Below are 17,675 nucleotides of genomic sequence, written 5' to 3'. Positions count from 1 at the left end.
TGATCCGGTGTGCCAAGGGCGACGCCGGGGAAAGGCTTGTTGTCGAAGTGCTAGAATCACTTCCGCAGCAAAAGGGTTACGAGCAAGCGCGCATGCGCCTGCTCGCAGCCAATAGTTCTGCTTCTTTGTTGAACGCATCCTGCCTTAGGCGGCGCGCATTACCCGCTGCTCGACCTTAACAATCACCAATTTGCGTTCATGGCCCTCCCGGTCGGGCCAAAGAATCGATTGCCCCTCACGCAGGCCGATCAGCCCGGCGCCGACGGGCGTAAGGATTGATATCCGTCCCGCAGAAATGTCTGCGTCCGGCGGAAAGACGAGCTGAACCGTCCGACGGGTCCCAGCCCCCTCATCCACGAATTCAACGAATGACTGCATGGTGACGACGTCCGGTGGTATGCTCGCTGCTGTATGCAGCTTTGCCCGCGACGTCTCCCGGATGAGCAGCTCGCTAACCTGTGGAAACCGGCTCTGCATAGTAAGCGCCAGGTCGGAGAGGTTATCGGCCTCTTCCTCAATCATATGAATTTGGGGCCGTGTTGCGGCGGATTTGGTCGTGCTCATCTTCATCTCCTAAGGCTACCGCCCCCGCCGATCCGGCAACCGGGCTGGTCTGATCAATACGAATGCCCCAAGCTCTTCGGGACATGCCGTAGGAGAGCCTGGGGCTAAACGCCCGCGACGAGTCGCCCCGCACGAAGGAGGCTTCGAAAATGAGAACTGCGAATCTGCATCCTCCTAAGATGTGCCTCGGAGCTGCCCGTGTCAAACACGTCGGTCATAATGTCGCCGGTGGCACAAAGCGCCGTTGGCCGAACGTCGTCTGACCCCGGTACGGGTTGGAGTACCTGAAGGGGCCACACGGTCAGGCCTTACGATGACTGCGCATTGCAAAGCTGGACGTGATACGAGTGACGCCCGGCAACCGGGAAAGGACGTCGCGATGAAAATTCGCGTAATCCTCCATGCCTGCCACCTCGAGTCGCAGCAAATAGTCTCCAGCGCCAGTAAGCAAATACCAAGCACGTATCTCTGAGTGCTTTCGCATCGCCGCTTCAAAACGGGCGAGATACTCCTCGCTCTGTCGTTCTAACTCGACCTGCACAATAGCCACCGTGCCTTCATCAGGATCTCCCCCTGAAATGATGGCCGTATACCCTCGGATGACTCTTGATCGTTCAAGAAGCTTCAAACGCCTTAAACAGGCTGATTCCGAAAGACCGACTTCCCGGGCTAGAGCGCTGTTTGTGATGCGCGCATTCAAGCGCATCTGGTTCACGATCCGCCGATCAAGAGCATCAAGGGTGTTTAGCACGTTCTTCCTTCGCATCGCAGATCCTGCCGTTTATCCCAACCGATAGCATTTTCTGACTCAGAACCAGTCGCAAATGCTCACAGGCTTCGCCCATCATGTTGAGGGAGAAGTTTCAGGGCTACGTTGGACTGTCACAGCTATTCGAGCGAACTAGTCATCGATCTGGACGCGATTCGCGCAAATTATAGGTCAATCCAGCGCCATGTAGCAGCGTCGGACTGCGCCGCAGTGGTGAAGGCTGATGCGTACGGCCTTGGAGCGCCCGATGTCGCCAAGGCTCTGTACAATGAAGGATGCCGCATATTTTTCGTCGCTCAGCTGTGCGAAGCGATGGAGGTTCATGGGTCGCTGCCGACGAACGCTTCGATTATCATTCTCAATGGGCTAGACCCTGGCAGCGAGAATATCTGTGCAGATTCTGGCTTTGTTCCGGTGCTTAATTCCGAATCCCAGGTTCAGCATTGGCGTTCGCTAGCTCGCGCGCGGAACACCGCGCTTCCAGCCGCCCTTCAGGTAGACACCGGCATGTCTCGCCTAGGGCTATCTGCGTTGCAGTTGCAGGCGCTGGCGGAGGACGCCTCTCTTTTTGATGACGTACAACTGCGCCTTATTATGACCCATCTGGCATGCGCGGACGACCCGGGTTCACCCGTAAATGCCCGGCAACTTCGTGAATTCCATGACCTAGCCAGATTGCTTCCTACCGTGCCGCGCTCAATAGCAAATAGCTGCGCGATAGGGCTATCGAGCGACTATCACCTAGAAATTTCCCGGGCCGGCATCGGCCTGTACGGGCTACCCCCGCCAAATCCGTGCCCAAAGATATCTCCAGTGATCAAGCTCACGGTCCGGGTGCTGCAAATCCGTGAGCTGAAATGGGATCGGGCGTCGGCTACGGCCTCACCTATCAGGCGCCGGATCTGCGTCGTTTGGCAACACTGGCGATCGGGTACGGTGATGGCTGGCCGCGCAGCTTGAGCAACACCGGCGCAGCTTGGTGTGGCGATATCCGCCTTCCGATTGTCGGACGGCTATCGATGGACAGCATGACGGTTGACGTAACCGCAATGCCTCCCGGATCCCTCCGCGAAAACGACTTCGTGAGCCTGATTGGGCCTAACCAAACGCTAGACGACGTCGCGGCGGATGCAGGCACGATACCCTACGAGATCTTAACGCGCTTGGGCCGCAGGCACGCACGCTTCTACATCGAGAACGGGCAAACCGTACGAGCGGAACGGGGAACCGCGATATGAAGGTCGTCGTCCTAGGTGCCGGCGTTATCGGCGTCTCGACCGCACACTATCTTCGAAGTGCAGGTCATGAAGTCGTGGTCGTCGATCGCCAGCCGGGTGCTGGGCTGGAGACCAGCTTCGCGAACGCAGGAGAAATTTCTCCAGGCTATGCGTCCCCATGGGCCGGGCCCGGCATTCCCCTAAAGGCGATGCGTTGGCTTGCCATGCGTCATGCCCCTTTAATCGTCCGGCCAAAGTTCGACATTTCGATGTTGCGCTGGCTGTCCGCGATGCTTCGAAACTGCACGGAAGCCCGCTATGCGATCAATAAAAGCCGCATGGTGCGCCTCGCAGAATTCAGTCGGGATGAACTCATCTCTCTGCGCGCCGATTTGGGCATCCAGTACGACCAGCGAACCCAGGGCACTCTGCAGCTTTTCCGGACAAGAAAGCAGCTGGACGCGAGCGGGAAGGATGTTGCGGTTCTTCGAGCCTACGGCGTTCCTTTCGAATTGCTCGACCGAGATGACTGCGTTCGAGCTGAACCCGGCCTCGCCGCGTCCCGCCACCAATTTGAGGGCGGACTCGGATTGCCGAACGACGAAACCGGCGACTGCCACCTATTCACTGTCCGGCTGACCGAACGCCTTCGAACCGAAGGCGTGGATTTTCGCTTCTCGACGACCGTCGAAGCGCTCGAAATGTCGGGAAATGAAATTGCTGCGGTTCGTACCGATCGTGGGAGAATAACTGCGGATGCGTATGTTCTTGCCTTAGGGAGCTACTCTGTCGCTTTGGCCAGACCGCTCGGCATCCAAATCCCTGTGTATCCAGTCAAAGGCTACTCTATCACTGTTCCGGTGACCGATCAAAGCCGGGCACCAACGTCTACTATTCTGGATGAGACCTATAAAATTGCAATAACCCGCTTAGGCGATCGGATACGTGTCGGGGGCATGGCGGAGATATCCGGGTTCGATACAACGCTGCCCAAGCGGCGCGAGGCTACTTTATTGCATAGTCTCCATGATCTATTCCCTGGAGCGAGCGCCGCTCTACACACGGGATTTTGGAGCGGTCTGCGACCAATGACGCCAGACGGCCCTCCCATTATAGGTCGGACACGGCTTTCCAACCTATTCCTCAACACAGGACACGGAACACTCGGCTGGACGATGGCGTGTGGATCGGCAGCGGTAATGGCTGCCATAATCGGCGGCCAAGAACCCCCGATCGACATCACAGGACTGGAACTCGACCGGTATGGTCGGTGATTAACACTAAGGAGTTATAGAATGGCTATAATGCGCATTGAGAACGGACCTCGAATGAGCCAAGCCGTGGTCCACGGCGGCATCGTGTATCTAGCGGGTCAGATCGGTGCACCCGGCGAAGACGCCGGCACTCAAACCCGCGCGGTACTCCAGTCTATCGATCACCTTCTTGCACAAGCAGGTACAGACCGAGCACACATTCTTCAGGCTACGATTTGGCTTGCCGACATGGCTGATTTCGAAGCCATGAACGCCGTATGGGACGAGTGGGTTGATACGAAAAACGCACCGGCGAGGGCCACAGGGGAGGTTCGGTTGGCGACGCCGGCGTACAAGGTTGAAATCGTTGTTACTGCTGCCCTACCGGAATAGGCCGAAGCTTAATGCTGAATCACAATAAAGCCGGAAGGGTCATCACATTGTGTGATGCCGAATAGTCGTCGCTTTAGGGCCCGGGCGAATACCAGTTTGGTAAGCGCCCGGCGGTCCCTGACTCGCCGAAAGCCTAGCTGGCAAACCACGCTCACAAAGAAAGCGGGCGGACGGCTTTGGGTCAATGGGAAGCCGGTAACGGTTCGACTGCATCCCGCACAGCTTGCTAAGCCTGACGCATGGATCGAGCAGCAGAAGCGGCGACCGCCCAAGCTGCAGGCGATCCGCGCGCTTGTGCAAAGTACGCTCCCGGTTGGGGATACGGCGATTATTCAGGGCCAGTTCGAATAGCCGCCAGCCCAAGGCTTGGGTCGATACTTCATCGCAACACATGCCGGGCCGGTTAAACCCTTTACATCCAGGAGCCTTACCGACAACGCAGCTTCGCGCCGACCGCATGGAGTGCCTCGCGACGCTCGGTCCTATGGGCACAGCAACGGGATATTTTTGCGCTAACTGGCTCCTCGTAAAGCTTCCGCCACACCGACCAGTTCGGCATGTTCCAGCGTGATCAACGTTCGTGGCACCCCCTCCAGGACCCGTCGATGCTTTGCGGATACCGCAAATAGCGCTTGAGCTGAGGCTTGAGCCAAAATTGGGCGCATCGCGGTTGCAAGCTTTCCAGTTACGATCACGCCGTCCCAGGCGCCAAACGTCATCACGAGATTGCCAGCCTGTGCCCAGAATGCTCGGCTTAGCATCTCGCAGGCAGCGCGTGCGATCGGGTCCGATTGAACCGTTCGGGTGATGTCTTCTGGTGTTCTTGCCCGAGGGCTGGCTCCTCGGCGTTTGGCAATAAGATTATAGATGCTCAGTAGGCCGGGTGCCGATACGATTTCCTCAGTCGCAGCCGGATGTCGGTTGGCAGTCAGATCGCTGACGAGCTGCGCTAGTTCCTCGCTAACCGCAGCGAACGCGCTATGCCCGGCTTCAGTCGGCAGCACGGTGACGGTGCCCGTCTGGCTTCGATTCAGAACCGCGACGCCCAGGCCTGATGTGATCCCCAGCACGACATAGCACCCAGGCGTTTGCAGATTCGGCTTTGCATCGCCGCCGAATGACTCCTGCATACGCGCACCTGCGCTGCACATGCCCCAAGCTTCCGCTGCGAAATCGTTCAGGATCAGGGGTGGCTGCCCGAGCATTGCGTTCAGTCCAGAACGCGACAAAAACCAGCGGGTATGAGTGATAGAAATTGCGTCACCGCGAGCGAGACCAGCGACTGCAATCGCCGAACGCCGCGGCAGGTTTGCTAAGCCGATATCACGCTGAAAGCTCATCAACGCGGCGGACACACCGGTCGTCGTACCTACGTCATAGGTACGAATCGTGCTGGTCTGTAGCAGCCCGTCGATACCCGACAGTGCGAAACAAAGCCGCTTGCGCCCAATCGTGCCTAAAATCGCAGGTTCATCAGTAGCCGCCATCAGTCCTGTCCCGATTCCAGCACCGTTTTTCGGGCTTATTGAGGACCATAGCCGGATGCGAACGACAAAGCATATCGTGTCGATGCGAAAGTGATAACTGCAAAACTCAATCAATCAGACTGAACCGGCGGTCAGCGATAACGAAAGTGATGCGACGCGTGCAGGAGAGCACGCGACCGTACCATCCGCAAAAGCTCACCGCTGGGGACCGTCCTTTGATCGAACATCGATTGTCGGTAGCGGCTGTTGCCTATTCAGCGATCGCAATGGGGCGCGTATTGGCCCGCGTACACCGATTGGATGATGATGCTCGATGTATCTGATGCTGTGGCTGATCAACTATTTGACCATCTAGTATCGTCGTTGGAAGCCAGTGCCCGCCTGGCGGGGGCCCTCGACCTGAGCGCTCTGCAGGCAATGCTCTTCGACGCCTTGAACGAACCCGACTTCGTTCGATCAACAGGAAGGGAATTCGTGCCACCGAGCGTGGTTCTGCCCTTTCCGTCGAAGGCCGGGACTTCTCCTGCCTATTAGTGCCGACATAGATAAGGCCGGATGCGCGAAGGTGGTCGCCCCGACGGGTTGCTGTTCGCTGCCGGGGCGACGCCGCGCTGTAGGCTGGCATGTGTGACCAAAACACCCACCCTCGACCGGGCAAGGTGCACACATACCTTCCACGCACCTATCAGCTTTTATGTTCACCTAATGTTCCTGTTCGCGCTATGCGGGTCGCTAGACGATTCGGGACGCGAGCGATGCTCACACTACGACTGCATGATGTTCCTTATGAGCTGGTACCGCGCGAGGCACCGTTCTTTCTAGCCCGAACGCCCGCTGGATTCCCGTCGCCCGCACAGGACGACATGGAAGAGCCGATCGATCTGGGCGCCTATCTGGTCGAGCACCCGGCCGCCAGTTACATCATGCGCGTCGATGGCGGCTCGATGGCCGGTGCCGGGATCAACGACGGCGACCTGATCGTCGTTAATCGCGCCAAGCGCCCGCGGTCGGGATCCATCGTCGTCGCACTGGTGCATGGGGATCGGACGTTGAAAAGACTGAAGCATCTCGATGGACGGCACTGGCTCGTGCCCGAGGCCGAGGGCTTCCCGCACATCCTGGTCGACGAGTATGTCGAGATCTGGGGAGTGGTCGTGGGAGTGGCGCGCAGGGTGTTATGACGACGCCGATCGCGTTGATCGACTGTAACAACTATTATGTCAGCTGCGAGCGGGCTTTTGATTCGAGTTTGGTCGGTGTGCCGGTCATCGTGCTGTCGAACAACGACGGCTGCGCAATCGCTCGGTCAGCGGAGGCGAAAGCGCTCGGCATCAAGATGGGCGACCCGGCCCATCACCTGCGCGATCTGATTCGGCAGCACGGCATCCAGGTGCGATCGTCGAACTACACGCTGTACGGGGATATGCAGCGGCGGGTGGTCGCCGCGTGCCAAGCGTTCGCCCGCGACTTCGAGATATACTCGATCGACGAAACGTTTCTGGATCTTGCTGGCTTCGAAGATCGCGACCTGGTCGACCATGCACATGCGCTGCGCCGTCAGGTTCAGCGGTGGACGACGATACCGACCTGTGTGGGCATCGCCGACACCAAGACGCTCGCCAAGCTGGCGAACGCTGTTGCAAAGAAGAACGTCGCCTTCGACGGCGTGGCGGATCTTCGCCTTCCCGACATTCGGCACGAGGTAATGCAGCAGTTTCCCGTCGGCGACGTTTGGGGCGTTGGCGGAGCGACGGCGCGAAAGCTGGCCGACTTAGGTATTCACACCGCGAGCGCGCTACGTGACATGCCGATGAAGCAGGCACGCGCTGTGGGCACCGTCGTGCTCGAGCGGCTGGTTGCAGAACTGCGCGGCGTGCCGTCGGGCGCGGTCGAGACGATCGCGCCCCAGCGAAAGGGCATGGCGGTTACCCGATCGTTCGGAACGCCGGTAACCGACTTCGACGGCATGATGGGGGCGCTGTCGCAATATGCCATGCGGGCGGGCGAGAAGCTGCGCCAGCACGGGTTGGTCGCCGCGCGTTTCACGGCGTTCTTCCACACCAACCGCCACAAGCCCGATCGGCCGCAATATTCGGCGTCCCGTTCGACCACGCTGCACCCGATGACCAACGACAGCCTCGAGCTTATCGCGGCCGCCCGCCTGTGCGCTGACCGTGCCTGGCGTGATGGCTATGCCTATACGAAGGCGGGCATCATGCTGGACGATCTGCTGCTGGCAGAAATGCGACCACGCACCCTGTTCGAAGACGACACCGGGCGCCGCGACCGGCTCATGCGGGCGCTCGACGACGTGAATGGTCGGTTCGGGAAGTTCGCTGCGGTAACGGCGTCGCAAGGCTTCAAGCGCCAATGGCGGCTACGATCGGAAATGCGGTCGCCGGCTTGGACGACTCGGATCGACGAGGTTCCACGAGTCAAAGCCTGACCGAGCGCGACGACACCGCCCCGCGCCAAACAATGCACCCCATTTCCCCAGCTGTGAGAATTGAATGATCCTTCCGTTGCTGTTGCTGGCGTCGCTTCAGGTCGAACCTGCCGGCAAAACGTTCATCTGTACCCCGGTGCGTGTCTGGGATGGCGACGGTCCGCTTTGGTGCGCCGAGGGGCCCCGTATCCGCCTCGCCGGCATTGCTGCGCGCGAGATGGACGGCAGCTGTAAGGCCAATCACCCTTGCCCGCCGGCGTCGGCGGAGGCTGCGCGCGACGTGTTGGTTCGGCTGGTCGGTCGCCCCCTAGGACGGTCGCCAGAAGGCCACATACTGGTCACCGGGCCGGCCTTGTCGTGTCGATCGCTTGGGAACGGCAAGGGTAGCCGCACGGCGGCCTGGTGCAGCGGGCCGCGGGTCGGCGATTTATCCTGCGCAATGGCGGCTAGCGGCACCGCGCTGCGATGGGCACGCTACTGGGGCCAGCACCGGTGCTGACCGCCGCGCTACCGGTTCACAGCGATCGGCTTGCATCGTATGATAGCATCATGACGAAGAACGATTTTATGCCTGCCCTTGAGCGCGCCGCCAAAGTTACGGCCGTCCTCAATCCCGCTGATATTCTCGACGAGAAAAGCGGGTTCAGCGTCGCTGACCTTAAAACCATTATGATCGCGGCGGAACCTAAAACGATTGAGGACGAGCTGAATGAGAAGCTCGGCGACGTTGCCTGATGAGCCCTGATGCTGAACGTTGGGCCGAAGCGCTGCATCTCGAACGTGAGCACGGCCCCAGAGCCCCGGCAGTCATAGCCGAACGAATGTCCGCACTGGCGTTGGCGGGTGACGGTCCCGGCGTGCAGCGTTGGAAGGCGATCGCCGAGCGCTACGACCAGCTTCAGGCGGGGCGTCCGCAGTAGCCTGACCAAGCAGGACCAGGCTCGCTACTCGCAGCCTATGCCGTCGCCGTTGCGATCTAGGTGGCTGCTGTACCCCGGATCACCGACACGAACGGGTGCAGCGCCGGCGGCGCGCGCAGCGGCGCAATTGGCGAACGCTCCGCTTCCTTTGGTCAAAGCAGCAAACCCGTGAGCAGCGGCAGGTCGGGTGTGGCAATGGTAACCGGTGCCGCCTTTTCTGTCGGTGTGACAACCTTGGGCGTTGAGCCCGCCCGGACTGGCGACTGATGCCGAGACGGGCACGATCAACGCAATAGCGGCTGAAAGCAGTTTGATCATGATCGACACAGCTATATCCCCCGCCTTACTGCGATGATGAACATAGTGGCCCACAGAGTCCACGCCGCGGCCCCAGATCCTTTCCGGCGGCTTGTTACGGTAAAAGTAGGTCCATTGGGCCGCGTGCCTCGATCCAGAGGCTAGGTGGTCGCGCTCGAGGCAATGCTGTGGGGTTCCCGCACAAGGCGCCGGGTAAGCGAATCGATCCGGTCACCTGCAAGCCGAGGATGCTCGACCGCAAGGTGACTAACGTCCGCAACCTGCATTTGGCGTTCTGGCGATCCGCGCTGACTAACGCCGCGCGGCGCTGCTTGTTGCCGGTCACAATTTTCAGCGAGTACGGGCCCGGGCCGACCGGCAAGAGGCCTCGGCGGTGGTTCGACGTGCCGTCGCGGCCGATCTTCTCGTTTGCCGGGATATGGCGACCAACCGAGAACGGGGCGATGTCGCGTTTCTCACCACCGAACCGAACGCAGTGGTCGAGCCGATCCGCGGGAAAGCCATGCCTACGATTTTGCACGACGCAGACAAAGCGCGCCGGCTGTCAGCACCGATCAATGAGGCACTGGATATGGTGGCTTCGTCCCCGTCGCTGCTGATGTCGGCGACGCTGGCTGATAAGCGGCAGGACGCTGCCAAGCCTAGAAGCGATGCGATGAATCTATTCGGGAGAGAATTGCCATGCAGAACCTTGTAGCGGAAAAATAATGGGGATTGGTTGGCCGCCATTTCCGTAGTTTCCCGACTGACGGATTGCCAGACTTCGGGTGGAGAACGGAACGGCCGCTTTCGGGCGCGGAGATGGCGTAAGCGGCCCTTCGTTAAGCCGTGGTCGACCGGGAGCTACGCGCCCCAATAACGGTCGTTCGATGGGCGGGCCGGCGATCCCGAAAGCCGTCGTTGCTTCATTTTCCCAATCGCTCCAGCGGGAGGCCTTTGTCTTGCCATTAGCCTGCTTTGGTTCTCCCCTTGCCAAACGGCTTCATGTAGGTGTCGCGGAGCGCTGCTGGCTTGAGCTTGGCGTTGGTCAGCGCGGCCTCGCACTGCTCCCGCAACGCGCCGCGGTCGCCGGAGGCTCCGATCAGCTCGACAAAGACGCCTTTGAGCGCGCCCACCACCTTGGTGACGTCAGCGAGCCGAAAGGCGAAGCTGCCGGCCGGGGTGGCTTTCTCGTCGGCGATCGCCTCCGGTAGCGCTGAGACCCTAGCCGCGTCCCGGTCGGGATAGTTCTGCTTGAACCAGTGTTCGGCTTCGAGCAGCTGCGCGTGGTCCTTCTTATAAAGCGGATTGGCATCGTCCTTTTCGCTCTTGGCCTCTATCACGAAGTCGAAGCTCGCATCTGTTCGCCAGAGCACGTCAGGCCCGGTGTCATAGACCTTCTCGGGCCGTTCTGCATCGAAGCCGAGGAACTCTCCGAGCTTTGCGAGCGCCTCTTCGTAGCGGGCGGCCGAGGCTTCGGGCACCAGGTCGCTCATGGCGTCGTCGAAAACCGAGAGGATTGCCGCTCGCTGGTGGAATTCCATTAGCCGCTTCACGATCGCGTTGGCCTGCTTGCCCGGTGCAGAACGCACCACGTAGACGGGTCGCTTGCGCGGCGGGCTGTGGTTGTTGTTGATCGAGAAGGCCGACGTCTGGTGCTTCTGCCCCTTGTTCTCGTCCTCCATCTGATAGGCGATGCGCGCTGCCGACGCGGCAAGCCAGGCGCGGCGTTGCGGATCGCCCTTCAGCGCCTCGCCAGTCATCAGCGTCTCGACGCCGGCGAGCGCTTTCTCGTATTGCCCGAGGCGCTGCCGGCGGAACGCCTTGCGCTCGGCGGCGGCGATCTTGAGCGCGAGCTGGTCGACCGGCGCCGCATGCGCCGCGTCGGCAAGCTCGGAGGCGTGGTAGCTGACCCAGTCAGGATCGCGCTGCAGGCACTTGAGGACGGTTTCCCTGACTTCCTTGCGGGTGGTCACCGCCTCGCTGACCTCCTGTCCCATCTTTAGCTGGACCCGGGTGCTGGCCGTCAGGAAGTCGAGGTTCTTCGTCTTCCCGATCCATCCGACGAGCTTGGTTCCGATGAGGACGATCACGCAATAGTCGGCGCCGCCGCGGGTGCCGCGTCCGATGCCCTGTTCGATCCGCTGGGCGAGCAGTGAATTGACGGCGGCGTCAGCGACGACGTTCATGCGGTAGACGTCATAGTTGGTCGTCCCCTGGGGCAGGTCGTCCATGACCAGGAAGCGGCAAGCGTTGCCCGCGAGGTCGATGCCGTCGTAGCGGTTCGCGAGCACCAGCGGACCGAACGTGTCACCCGCCTGCATCGCGGCGACCTTCTCCGACACGGCGGCGGTGGTCTCGGGATAGTCGGCGATGTCCTCCCATCCCCTGGCTGCTTTGCCAGAGGGCGTCAGGATCGCGACGCCCCGCTTCGCCTCCGCCAGTTTCGTCGCCATTGCCTTGATCATGGGCGTGATCGGCGTACCAAGTTTCATAAGGCCGGGGACGAGGATCATACGCTCGCCAACGCCGGCAAGGGACGTCGACGTTATCGGCTTGCCGATCGCTTCGGCGGATGCACCGAACGTGCGGACGATCTCGCTGTCGTCCGCGATCGTCGCCGACATGTAGATCCGGCGTGGGGAGTCCTCGAACGTCGGCAGCATGTCGACAGGCGGGAACATCGGCGTGATGCTGACGGAAGTCTTGCTGAAGAGGCAGTGGCAGACGCCGAGGTTGTCGCGGAGGAACGGCCAGACGAACCGGTCGATGTCGTCGACCTCGCCGGACAGATACTGCTGCACCTCCTCAAGATGGCGGTACCATGCCCAGCTCGGCACTTCGATGACGCCGTATTCCTTGCCGTTGATGATGTCGGCGAATGAGCCCGCGCGGCCGATGTCTTTGAACGCGGGCCGGAAGCGGTCGGCCAGTTCGGTGTAGACGTCTTTGTGGTGCTTGAGCTGGATTTCGAGAGTGAATGCGTCGCGCACCGATGCCAGCGCAACGTGCGCGTCGTCGAGGATGATCGCGCCCGCCTTGACGACCTCTCGACCCGAACCACGGACGCCGAACTTACTGCGCCCGTTAAACAGAGTTTCATAGGAGCCGACTAGGATCGCCTTGCCGTCGTGGAATTCGGCGGGCAGTGGCTCCCCGCTGGTGTAAGGTAGAGCTCGAATGCCGTATTCCGTGCTTTTCGCGAGCACCTGCGCGACGAGCTGGTTGGTAGGTGCCAAGTAGATCACCGGTTCGCCGGTTTCGTTCATGACGGACTGGGCCATCAGCAATGCGACCAGCGTCTTTCCGCCGCCGGTGTGCAACTTGACGACGACGTCCTTTTCCTCGCGGCGCGGGTACCATGCGTCGAGCACCTCCGCCTGGCTGGCATAGAGGTCATTGATGCCGGGCGGCTTCGGCAATGCATTGAAGATGTCGCGCGGATTCTTGGGCTTGGGCTTTGCCTTGGCTTCCTGCAACTTCTTGAAATCTACCATTTGACGGGCCGCCTTTGTTATCTTTGAGGCCTTGATACGGACTGATCGCCGGCGATGGAACTGGGGCCGTGGCCGAACGGTCGGGTTCGAGTGATCGGCGTCGGATCGGGTTGTGGATGGCGCTTAGGTGTTTAGTGCCTGAAGCCGTCGTCAGGGTTAAATTGGGCGATCCACCCGGCCCAGTTCTTGATGAACCGCAGGAGATGGGTTTCGCGGACAGCGACGAGCCGATATGTCTCACCTCTCGCACGCTGCTCCTGGTTCTCTTCGTATCGGGAGAGGAATCCCAGGAAGGCGACGCGGGCGCCTGCAGTCTCGCGCCCGTCCTCATCGAGGTAGACGATGTTGCCGTGGGCTAGCGCGTTCCGCAACACCCGCACCACATCCATCGAGGTTCGCTTTGCGATGGTGTTGGCCTCCACCGACATTGACGGGCGGCCCGCCTCATCGCGCCAGCCGCCGACTTCGTTCGGATCGCCCATTATGCGGGAGAAACGCCATTCGGCGGGTGAGGCGCCGGCGCACACCACGGCCTCGCACCATGGCCTCTTGAACATTTCGGCCAACGCGCCGGCGAGCCCGCCAGGGTCTTGGAACAGCGGATGGTGGATCCTAAGCCGCTCGAATGGGACGGTGAGCATCGAGGTGGCAAGAAGGACGGTGAAGGTGCCGATGAGGTCGAGCTCGTTCGCCTTGAGCTCGAGCGCGGCGAGCAGCTTGAGGCAGCGCGCCGGATATTCGGTGACGAACCGGTCTGGGATCATGGCTTAGCCTCCGCGGCCCGGGAGTTCTTCGCGCATCAGGATCCGGTATGACGAGATCGACTTGGCGGGCCGCAGCGCCAAGGCGATCCCGCCGCCGCACTCAGGTGTCGTCGCGCATCGGCCAATTGAGCGGGATAAGCGCCTTGCGCGATGCCCTCGTCCAGCGCTCTCGCGTCGCTGCCACGTACCGCGGGTCATCGGCAAAATATGCGTGCTCGATCAGCAGGACCTGCAGGCCTGATCTCGCTGCCACCTGCTCGAACAGGAAGTCGATATGCCGGCGCATCGCTTGGATATCCTCATCCTCGTCACTCGCGGTGATCTGCCGCTCGTCTTCGTCGGCACCGCGTGTTGGGAAATAAGGCCGGCTGATCTGGTCGAGCACCAGCAATCCCGGCACCGGTGCATTTACATCTTCGAGGTAGCGCTGGATGGCAAAAGCCAGTGCAATGTGAATCGCCAGATAATTCTGATCCGACCCGACGTCGGGCATTCGGAGCATCGTGCGGCTGCCGGCCTCGATCACCCGGACTTCCGGAATGCGTGAGGAAAAGAAAAGCTCGGAATCGACGCAAGGGGCCACCGTCGGCAGCGCGCCAAGGATTTCCGACGCATAGGAGGAAATCTTGGCCTCGGCATGCTGCAGCCGGATTTCCTTAGACTCGCGATCCACTTGCGAATCCAACTGAGCTATCTCGGCGCGAAGGACCGAAAGGTCGGCGGTCGGCTTCCGCGGCTCGTCAGCGCTGGTCTGCAGGAAGAAAGAAATGCGGCCTTGAAGATGAGCCTTCGCTTGGGAAATATCCGCTAGGCGGCGCGTCTCGCCGGTTTGCCGGAGCCAGCTTTTGATTTGCTCGTCGACCTCGCGGAGCTGACGATTCAGCGTGCTGATTTCCTTCGCGAGTGCTTCGTCATGCTCGGCGAGCTGTGGGCGGACCCGCTGAACGGCGACTGTTTCGGCCCGCACTTTGGTAAGCGTATCCGCGAGCACTGCCGCAACATCGCGCCCGCGCTCCGAGGGCGCATCGCACAATGGACAGGTGTGTTCGCCGTCGCCGAGCTTGAGATGTTCGGAGAGCATCAGCCGGTCACGTTGCCGGGTAACCGTGTCGCCGAAGCCCGAGGCGTCGATGAGTGCCGCCCTCGCGGCATCCCGCCGACGTCTGGCGCCGGCGAGCGTGCCGAGGATCTCGCGCCGCCGGGCGTGAAGGGCGCCGAGCTCGCTGTCCTTGGGATAACTCGCCGCGTCAATTGCGCTGTCCGCGACACGATTCAGTTCAGCGAGCATATCGTCTTCGCGCCCGTCGGCAGAAGGCGCATCGGTCATTGCAAAGCGATGCGCTTCGACCAGCAATCCGTAAGCCCGTTGCTTCAAGGCGGTCTCAGCCGACTGCCGGGCCCGATCCTTGCTTTCTGCCTGGGCCAGCGCGCGTTGCAGCTGGCGCGAGCGGCGTTCCGCCAACGCACCCACTTCGTCTGTTGCCCGCAGGAAATAGGGCATCGTCGCAATGATGTCCCGCGCCTTGTCCGGCTTCTCCAGGCCGTGCAGCAGTACCGATTCGCTGTCGATGACTTCTTTGGTCACGAACATATAAGGCGTAATGTGCCGCACGCTCGTACGGCCCCGGACGTCGCCATTGGCATCGGGTAGATGCCCCAAATCGCCGATGCCGAAGGCCTTTTCCAGATAGGCTTTGGCTGCATCCACCGTCGTCGCGCCGTCAAATTCGGCGACGGAACTAGGCAGGGGCAGATTCCGGCCTGCGGTCGCGAACATCCTGGTGCTGGTAGCCTGCCCATCGGGAGGAATGAGACGGCCGACGATCATCTCCTGATCCCCGGCTACCCATTTGACTCCGACCGCCATAGCGCGGCGCCGGATATGGACGGGTAGCTCGCATTTGCTCGACCCAAGGCAGTAGTCGATTGCTTTGATTAGCGCGGACTTGCCGGTGCCCGACGCGCCGGTGACGACATTCATACTGTCGGGCTCGAGGACGATGTCTTGGCGCCGCCCTTCGGCACCTAGGAAGAAGATCGTGCGAATGTTCCAGCGGATCATACCGTCAGCCCCAGAATGCCGAATATGTTACGTGTCGAGCCGGCGGTCGCGAACCAGCTGCCCAGCCGCCCGGCTCGGCGGATGGCGCCGATGCTGAGTGAGTCGAGATCGTTCAAGGGTATCTGCTTGAACTTCTTCGATCCCGGCATGAGCCGGCCTTCAATCGACAGCCGCAGTACGTCGGTAAAGCAGCCATATCGCACCGCGTCACCGACGATTTCTAGGGCGGCATTCACTCGGTCGGCCAAGCCGACTGACATCTGCGGGGTTCGTTCGAGCCACTCTAGGAGGCCGGTATTCTTGTTCGTTCCGTCGAATGTTGCCGCGAGATCTCCGGACAAGGCGATGGGGACGGCGAGATAGACGATTGCCAGATCCGCTCCCGCAGGATGGACCGCAGCATGGCCGGTAACGAACGCGCCGGCGACATAGGCGCAGTAAGCAGGATTGTGCTCGGCATAGAGGTCATGGGCCTGCTTCATTCCTCCCCTCCGAGCAGCACCTTGAAATCGGGATGCCATCCCACCTGCAGGCTGATTGCCAAGACTTGATAGCTGCCGCGGACATAATAGGCAGCGGCGAAACCCTCTTGGATTGAACGGACGGCGGTGGGGGCCGAATTGTGCGTCCATCGCAGCAGATCGAGCCCGGACGTGCATTTCGTATCGTCTTCGAGATCGACGCAACTCTCCGACATCTCATCATGCCGATCCTGCCAATGCTCGGTGAGGACCAAGTCATAGTCGTTGATCATCGCGCCGAGTGCCGGATTCTCGTTAGTCCAGCGCGCCCGCTGCGAGCGCGCCCGCCACTCCTCCCGGATTGCCCTATCGACGTCCGAATCGCGGCCTTTGACCAAGGCGATCTGACGGGTCAGCATTCCGTCTGGCAGATATTCGAGCGGCTTTGCGACGGTCTCGAAATGCGCGAGCAGCCTCCCCTGATCGAGCTCACCGACGATTTCGGTCACCTGCGCCTGGAATTCGTAGCGTGCGATGACGCGCTCGCGCTTGCCGCACAGCGAATAGACGATCTGCCGATCCCACCATTCGATCAACCGTCGTGCGACAATCGGTCGCTGCGCCGCGGGAAGGATCAAGAGATGCTGTTCGAGTTCACTTTCGATCCGGTCGATCGTCGGTGCATCGGGCTTAATGACGACCCGGCGCAACAGATTGTGCCTCTCGCCTTCGGAGAGCTTGAGATACGCCTCGCACCCTTTGTAGCGATCTGCGAAGTGGAGCTTCTCGCCCTTGGCCTTGGCCTCCGCCCGCTCATTGAGCACCCGCTGAGCTTCTTTCGCCATCGCGGCCGTTAGCGCCTCGCGATCATCCTCGGGATCGAGCAGCGCCTCTAAAGGGTCCGCTGCAAGGATGCCGCCGACCGTCATCAGATGCAGGCTCGTTTCGGCGAGGCTGATTTTGGGGAGAATATCGACCCAGACCGCAACCGTGCGCCATAGAGCGCGGGACTTGATGCCGACCGCTGCCGGCTTTGCCTTCATCGAGTGCTTAAGCTGGAACAGTAATTTCTGACCGTCTACCTTCAGCTCGATGTCATCGAGTTGCTCGATGGCGATCGCAGCATCGTCGGTCGGTGTGGCCGCAAGTATCAGCAGCGCATAGAGCGACTGATACCAGAAACCCAGCGCGGAAGCCTCAGCTGAGTGACTGGTGTTTTCGTTATCTCCCATGCGCCAGTCTAACCTTCATTTCGCGACGGCGACAACGGGGTATTAGCGCGGCAGTCCGCCGCGCTCTGCGCAGCGTTGAGCCATTTCGCCGGGTATGCGTTGCCCGTCCATTAGCGCCGCGCCGGAACGTTCGCCCGATCAAGGGGCTAGGGTTCGCCGCAGGGCAGCTTGGTGCGATTAGTTTCTCGAAGTTGCTCGTCCGCTGCTGGCCCAGTTTCCGTCGCTCGATTAACCGTCGAAAGGCCAACCGAATGACGGCGGCGTTTCGATCATCGCGCGGCTTAAGCCGGCCGTCCGCTTCTGGCCCAATTCC

Annotated in this window: 19 protein-coding genes; 10 read left to right on the top strand and 9 right to left on the bottom strand. The window is 60.9% G+C overall.

The annotated features are described in order from the left end of the window. Positions 1–144 precede the first annotated feature (144 nt). Positions 145–564, bottom strand: coding sequence for a nucleoside diphosphate kinase regulator (rnk, locus tag OKW76_RS12250; protein WP_265549158.1), 420 nt, complete (start codon positions 562–564; stop codon positions 145–147). A gap of 301 nt (positions 565–865) precedes the next feature. Beyond that, positions 866–1,315, bottom strand: coding sequence for an Lrp/AsnC family transcriptional regulator (locus tag OKW76_RS12245; RefSeq protein ID WP_265549157.1), 450 nt, complete (start codon positions 1,313–1,315; stop codon positions 866–868). Between the two features lie 123 nt (positions 1,316–1,438). On the opposite strand from OKW76_RS12245, the gene OKW76_RS12240 reads away from it, so the two are divergent. From OKW76_RS12240 to OKW76_RS12225, 4 genes are read left to right on the top strand one after another with little or no spacing between them, the layout of a single operon-like run. After that, entirely contained in the window at positions 1,439–2,293 is an 855-nt protein-coding gene (locus OKW76_RS12240) for an alanine racemase (protein ID WP_265549156.1), read from the top strand. Further along, positions 2,191–2,571: an alanine racemase gene (locus OKW76_RS12235; protein ID WP_265549155.1), complete on the top strand. Its 381-nt coding sequence runs from the start codon at positions 2,191–2,193 to the stop codon at positions 2,569–2,571. The genes OKW76_RS12240 and OKW76_RS12235 overlap by 103 nt, the downstream gene beginning before the upstream one ends. Beyond that, positions 2,568–3,824, top strand: a complete 1,257-nt coding sequence (locus tag OKW76_RS12230; protein WP_265549154.1) for a D-amino acid dehydrogenase — start codon at positions 2,568–2,570, stop codon at positions 3,822–3,824. The genes OKW76_RS12235 and OKW76_RS12230 overlap by 4 nt, the downstream gene beginning before the upstream one ends. A gap of 21 nt (positions 3,825–3,845) precedes the next feature. Next, positions 3,846–4,196 (top strand): RidA family protein, encoded by a 351-nt coding sequence (locus OKW76_RS12225; protein WP_265549153.1) that lies wholly within the window; start codon positions 3,846–3,848, stop codon positions 4,194–4,196. A gap of 512 nt (positions 4,197–4,708) precedes the next feature. Here OKW76_RS12225 and OKW76_RS12220 read toward each other — a convergent pair. Next, entirely contained in the window at positions 4,709–5,683 is a 975-nt protein-coding gene (locus OKW76_RS12220) for a glucokinase (protein ID WP_265549152.1), read from the bottom strand. Positions 5,684–5,983: 300 nt separating this feature from the next. Here OKW76_RS12220 and OKW76_RS12215 point away from each other — a divergent pair, with 300 nt between their 5' ends. The 5 genes from OKW76_RS12215 to OKW76_RS16210 all read left to right on the top strand — a co-directional run bounded on the left by OKW76_RS12215 (position 5,984) and on the right by OKW76_RS16210 (position 9,049). After that, entirely contained in the window at positions 5,984–6,217 is a 234-nt protein-coding gene (locus OKW76_RS12215) for a hypothetical protein (RefSeq protein ID WP_265549151.1), read from the top strand. Between the two features lie 89 nt (positions 6,218–6,306). Further along, positions 6,307–6,864 carry a translesion error-prone DNA polymerase V autoproteolytic subunit gene (locus OKW76_RS12210; protein ID WP_322740089.1) on the top strand — a complete coding sequence of 186 codons (558 nt, stop codon included), beginning with the start codon at positions 6,307–6,309 and terminating at the stop codon, positions 6,862–6,864. Continuing rightward, positions 6,861–8,129, top strand: a complete 1,269-nt coding sequence (locus OKW76_RS12205) for a Y-family DNA polymerase (protein WP_265549149.1) — start codon at positions 6,861–6,863, stop codon at positions 8,127–8,129. Before OKW76_RS12210 ends, OKW76_RS12205 begins: the two co-directional genes overlap by 4 nt. 465 nt (positions 8,130–8,594) lie before the next feature. Next, positions 8,595–8,864 (top strand): hypothetical protein, encoded by a 270-nt coding sequence (locus OKW76_RS12195; protein WP_265553091.1) that lies wholly within the window; start codon positions 8,595–8,597, stop codon positions 8,862–8,864. Further along, complete coding sequence (locus OKW76_RS16210; RefSeq protein WP_416221813.1) at positions 8,864–9,049, top strand: DUF6961 family protein; 186 nt, start codon at positions 8,864–8,866, stop codon at positions 9,047–9,049. Before OKW76_RS12195 ends, OKW76_RS16210 begins: the two co-directional genes overlap by 1 nt. Before the next feature lie 24 nt (positions 9,050–9,073). Here the strand turns inward: OKW76_RS16210 and OKW76_RS12190 are convergent, their stop codons facing one another. After that, complete coding sequence (locus OKW76_RS12190; RefSeq protein WP_265552953.1) at positions 9,074–9,367, bottom strand: excalibur calcium-binding domain-containing protein; 294 nt, start codon at positions 9,365–9,367, stop codon at positions 9,074–9,076. A 418-nt stretch (positions 9,368–9,785) separates the two neighbouring features. On the opposite strand from OKW76_RS12190, the gene OKW76_RS12185 reads away from it, so the two are divergent. After that, the gene (locus OKW76_RS12185) at positions 9,786–10,064 is read left to right on the top strand and encodes a hypothetical protein (RefSeq protein WP_265549147.1); all 279 of its coding nucleotides are present in this window, start codon (positions 9,786–9,788) and stop codon (positions 10,062–10,064) included. 250 nt (positions 10,065–10,314) lie between these two features. Here the strand turns inward: OKW76_RS12185 and OKW76_RS12180 are convergent, their stop codons facing one another. The 5 genes from OKW76_RS12180 to OKW76_RS12160 all read right to left on the bottom strand — a co-directional run bounded on the left by OKW76_RS12180 (position 10,315) and on the right by OKW76_RS12160 (position 17,362). Further along, on the bottom strand, positions 10,315–12,843 hold the full coding sequence (locus OKW76_RS12180; protein WP_265549146.1) for a DEAD/DEAH box helicase: 2,529 nt from the start codon (positions 12,841–12,843) through the stop codon (positions 10,315–10,317). Between the two features lie 131 nt (positions 12,844–12,974). Continuing rightward, on the bottom strand, positions 12,975–13,607 hold the full coding sequence (locus OKW76_RS12175; RefSeq protein WP_265549145.1) for a hypothetical protein: 633 nt from the start codon (positions 13,605–13,607) through the stop codon (positions 12,975–12,977). Between the two features lie 100 nt (positions 13,608–13,707). Further along, positions 13,708–15,669 carry a DUF3732 domain-containing protein gene (locus tag OKW76_RS12170; RefSeq protein WP_265549144.1) on the bottom strand — a complete coding sequence of 654 codons (1,962 nt, stop codon included), beginning with the start codon at positions 15,667–15,669 and terminating at the stop codon, positions 13,708–13,710. Next, positions 15,666–16,151: a three component ABC system middle component gene (locus OKW76_RS12165; RefSeq protein ID WP_265549143.1), complete on the bottom strand. Its 486-nt coding sequence runs from the start codon at positions 16,149–16,151 to the stop codon at positions 15,666–15,668. Before OKW76_RS12165 ends, OKW76_RS12170 begins: the two co-directional genes overlap by 4 nt. After that, positions 16,148–17,362: an ABC-three component system protein gene (locus OKW76_RS12160; RefSeq protein ID WP_265549142.1), complete on the bottom strand. Its 1,215-nt coding sequence runs from the start codon at positions 17,360–17,362 to the stop codon at positions 16,148–16,150. The genes OKW76_RS12165 and OKW76_RS12160 overlap by 4 nt, the downstream gene beginning before the upstream one ends. Positions 17,363–17,675: the final 313 nt, after the last annotated feature.

It is taken from the genome of Sphingomonas sp. S1-29, assembly GCF_026167545.1.
Lineage (GTDB): Bacteria > Pseudomonadota > Alphaproteobacteria > Sphingomonadales > Sphingomonadaceae > Sphingomonas.
The sequence above is the reverse complement of the archived record's forward strand: the minus strand, read 5'-3'. Positions and strand labels throughout refer to the sequence as shown.

Bases quoted from the DNA above. Each gene is read 5' to 3' on its own strand.
- OKW76_RS12225 (WP_265549153.1), top strand. From the start codon at position 3,846: ATGGCTATAATGCGCATTGAGAACGGACCTCGAATGAGCCAAGCCGTG.
- OKW76_RS12230 (WP_265549154.1), top strand. From the start codon at position 2,568: ATGAAGGTCGTCGTCCTAGGTGCCGGCGTTATCGGCGTCTCGACCGCA.
- OKW76_RS12170 (WP_265549144.1), bottom strand. From the start codon at position 15,669: ATGATCCGCTGGAACATTCGCACGATCTTCTTCCTAGGTGCCGAAGGG.
- OKW76_RS16210 (WP_416221813.1), top strand. From the start codon at position 8,864: ATGAGCCCTGATGCTGAACGTTGGGCCGAAGCGCTGCATCTCGAACGT.
- OKW76_RS12185 (WP_265549147.1), top strand. From the start codon at position 9,786: ATGGCGACCAACCGAGAACGGGGCGATGTCGCGTTTCTCACCACCGAA.
- rnk (WP_265549158.1), bottom strand. From the start codon at position 564: ATGAGCACGACCAAATCCGCCGCAACACGGCCCCAAATTCATATGATT.
- OKW76_RS12165 (WP_265549143.1), bottom strand. From the start codon at position 16,151: ATGAAGCAGGCCCATGACCTCTATGCCGAGCACAATCCTGCTTACTGC.
- OKW76_RS12180 (WP_265549146.1), bottom strand. From the start codon at position 12,843: ATGGTAGATTTCAAGAAGTTGCAGGAAGCCAAGGCAAAGCCCAAGCCC.
- OKW76_RS12195 (WP_265553091.1), top strand. From the start codon at position 8,595: ATGGGCACGCTACTGGGGCCAGCACCGGTGCTGACCGCCGCGCTACCG.
- OKW76_RS12205 (WP_265549149.1), top strand. From the start codon at position 6,861: ATGACGACGCCGATCGCGTTGATCGACTGTAACAACTATTATGTCAGC.
- OKW76_RS12220 (WP_265549152.1), bottom strand. From the start codon at position 5,683: ATGGCGGCTACTGATGAACCTGCGATTTTAGGCACGATTGGGCGCAAG.
- OKW76_RS12215 (WP_265549151.1), top strand. From the start codon at position 5,984: ATGATGATGCTCGATGTATCTGATGCTGTGGCTGATCAACTATTTGAC.
- OKW76_RS12160 (WP_265549142.1), bottom strand. From the start codon at position 17,362: ATGGGAGATAACGAAAACACCAGTCACTCAGCTGAGGCTTCCGCGCTG.
- OKW76_RS12235 (WP_265549155.1), top strand. From the start codon at position 2,191: ATGGGATCGGGCGTCGGCTACGGCCTCACCTATCAGGCGCCGGATCTG.
- OKW76_RS12190 (WP_265552953.1), bottom strand. From the start codon at position 9,367: ATGATCAAACTGCTTTCAGCCGCTATTGCGTTGATCGTGCCCGTCTCG.
- OKW76_RS12175 (WP_265549145.1), bottom strand. From the start codon at position 13,607: ATGATCCCAGACCGGTTCGTCACCGAATATCCGGCGCGCTGCCTCAAG.
- OKW76_RS12210 (WP_322740089.1), top strand. From the start codon at position 6,307: ATGTGTGACCAAAACACCCACCCTCGACCGGGCAAGGTGCACACATAC.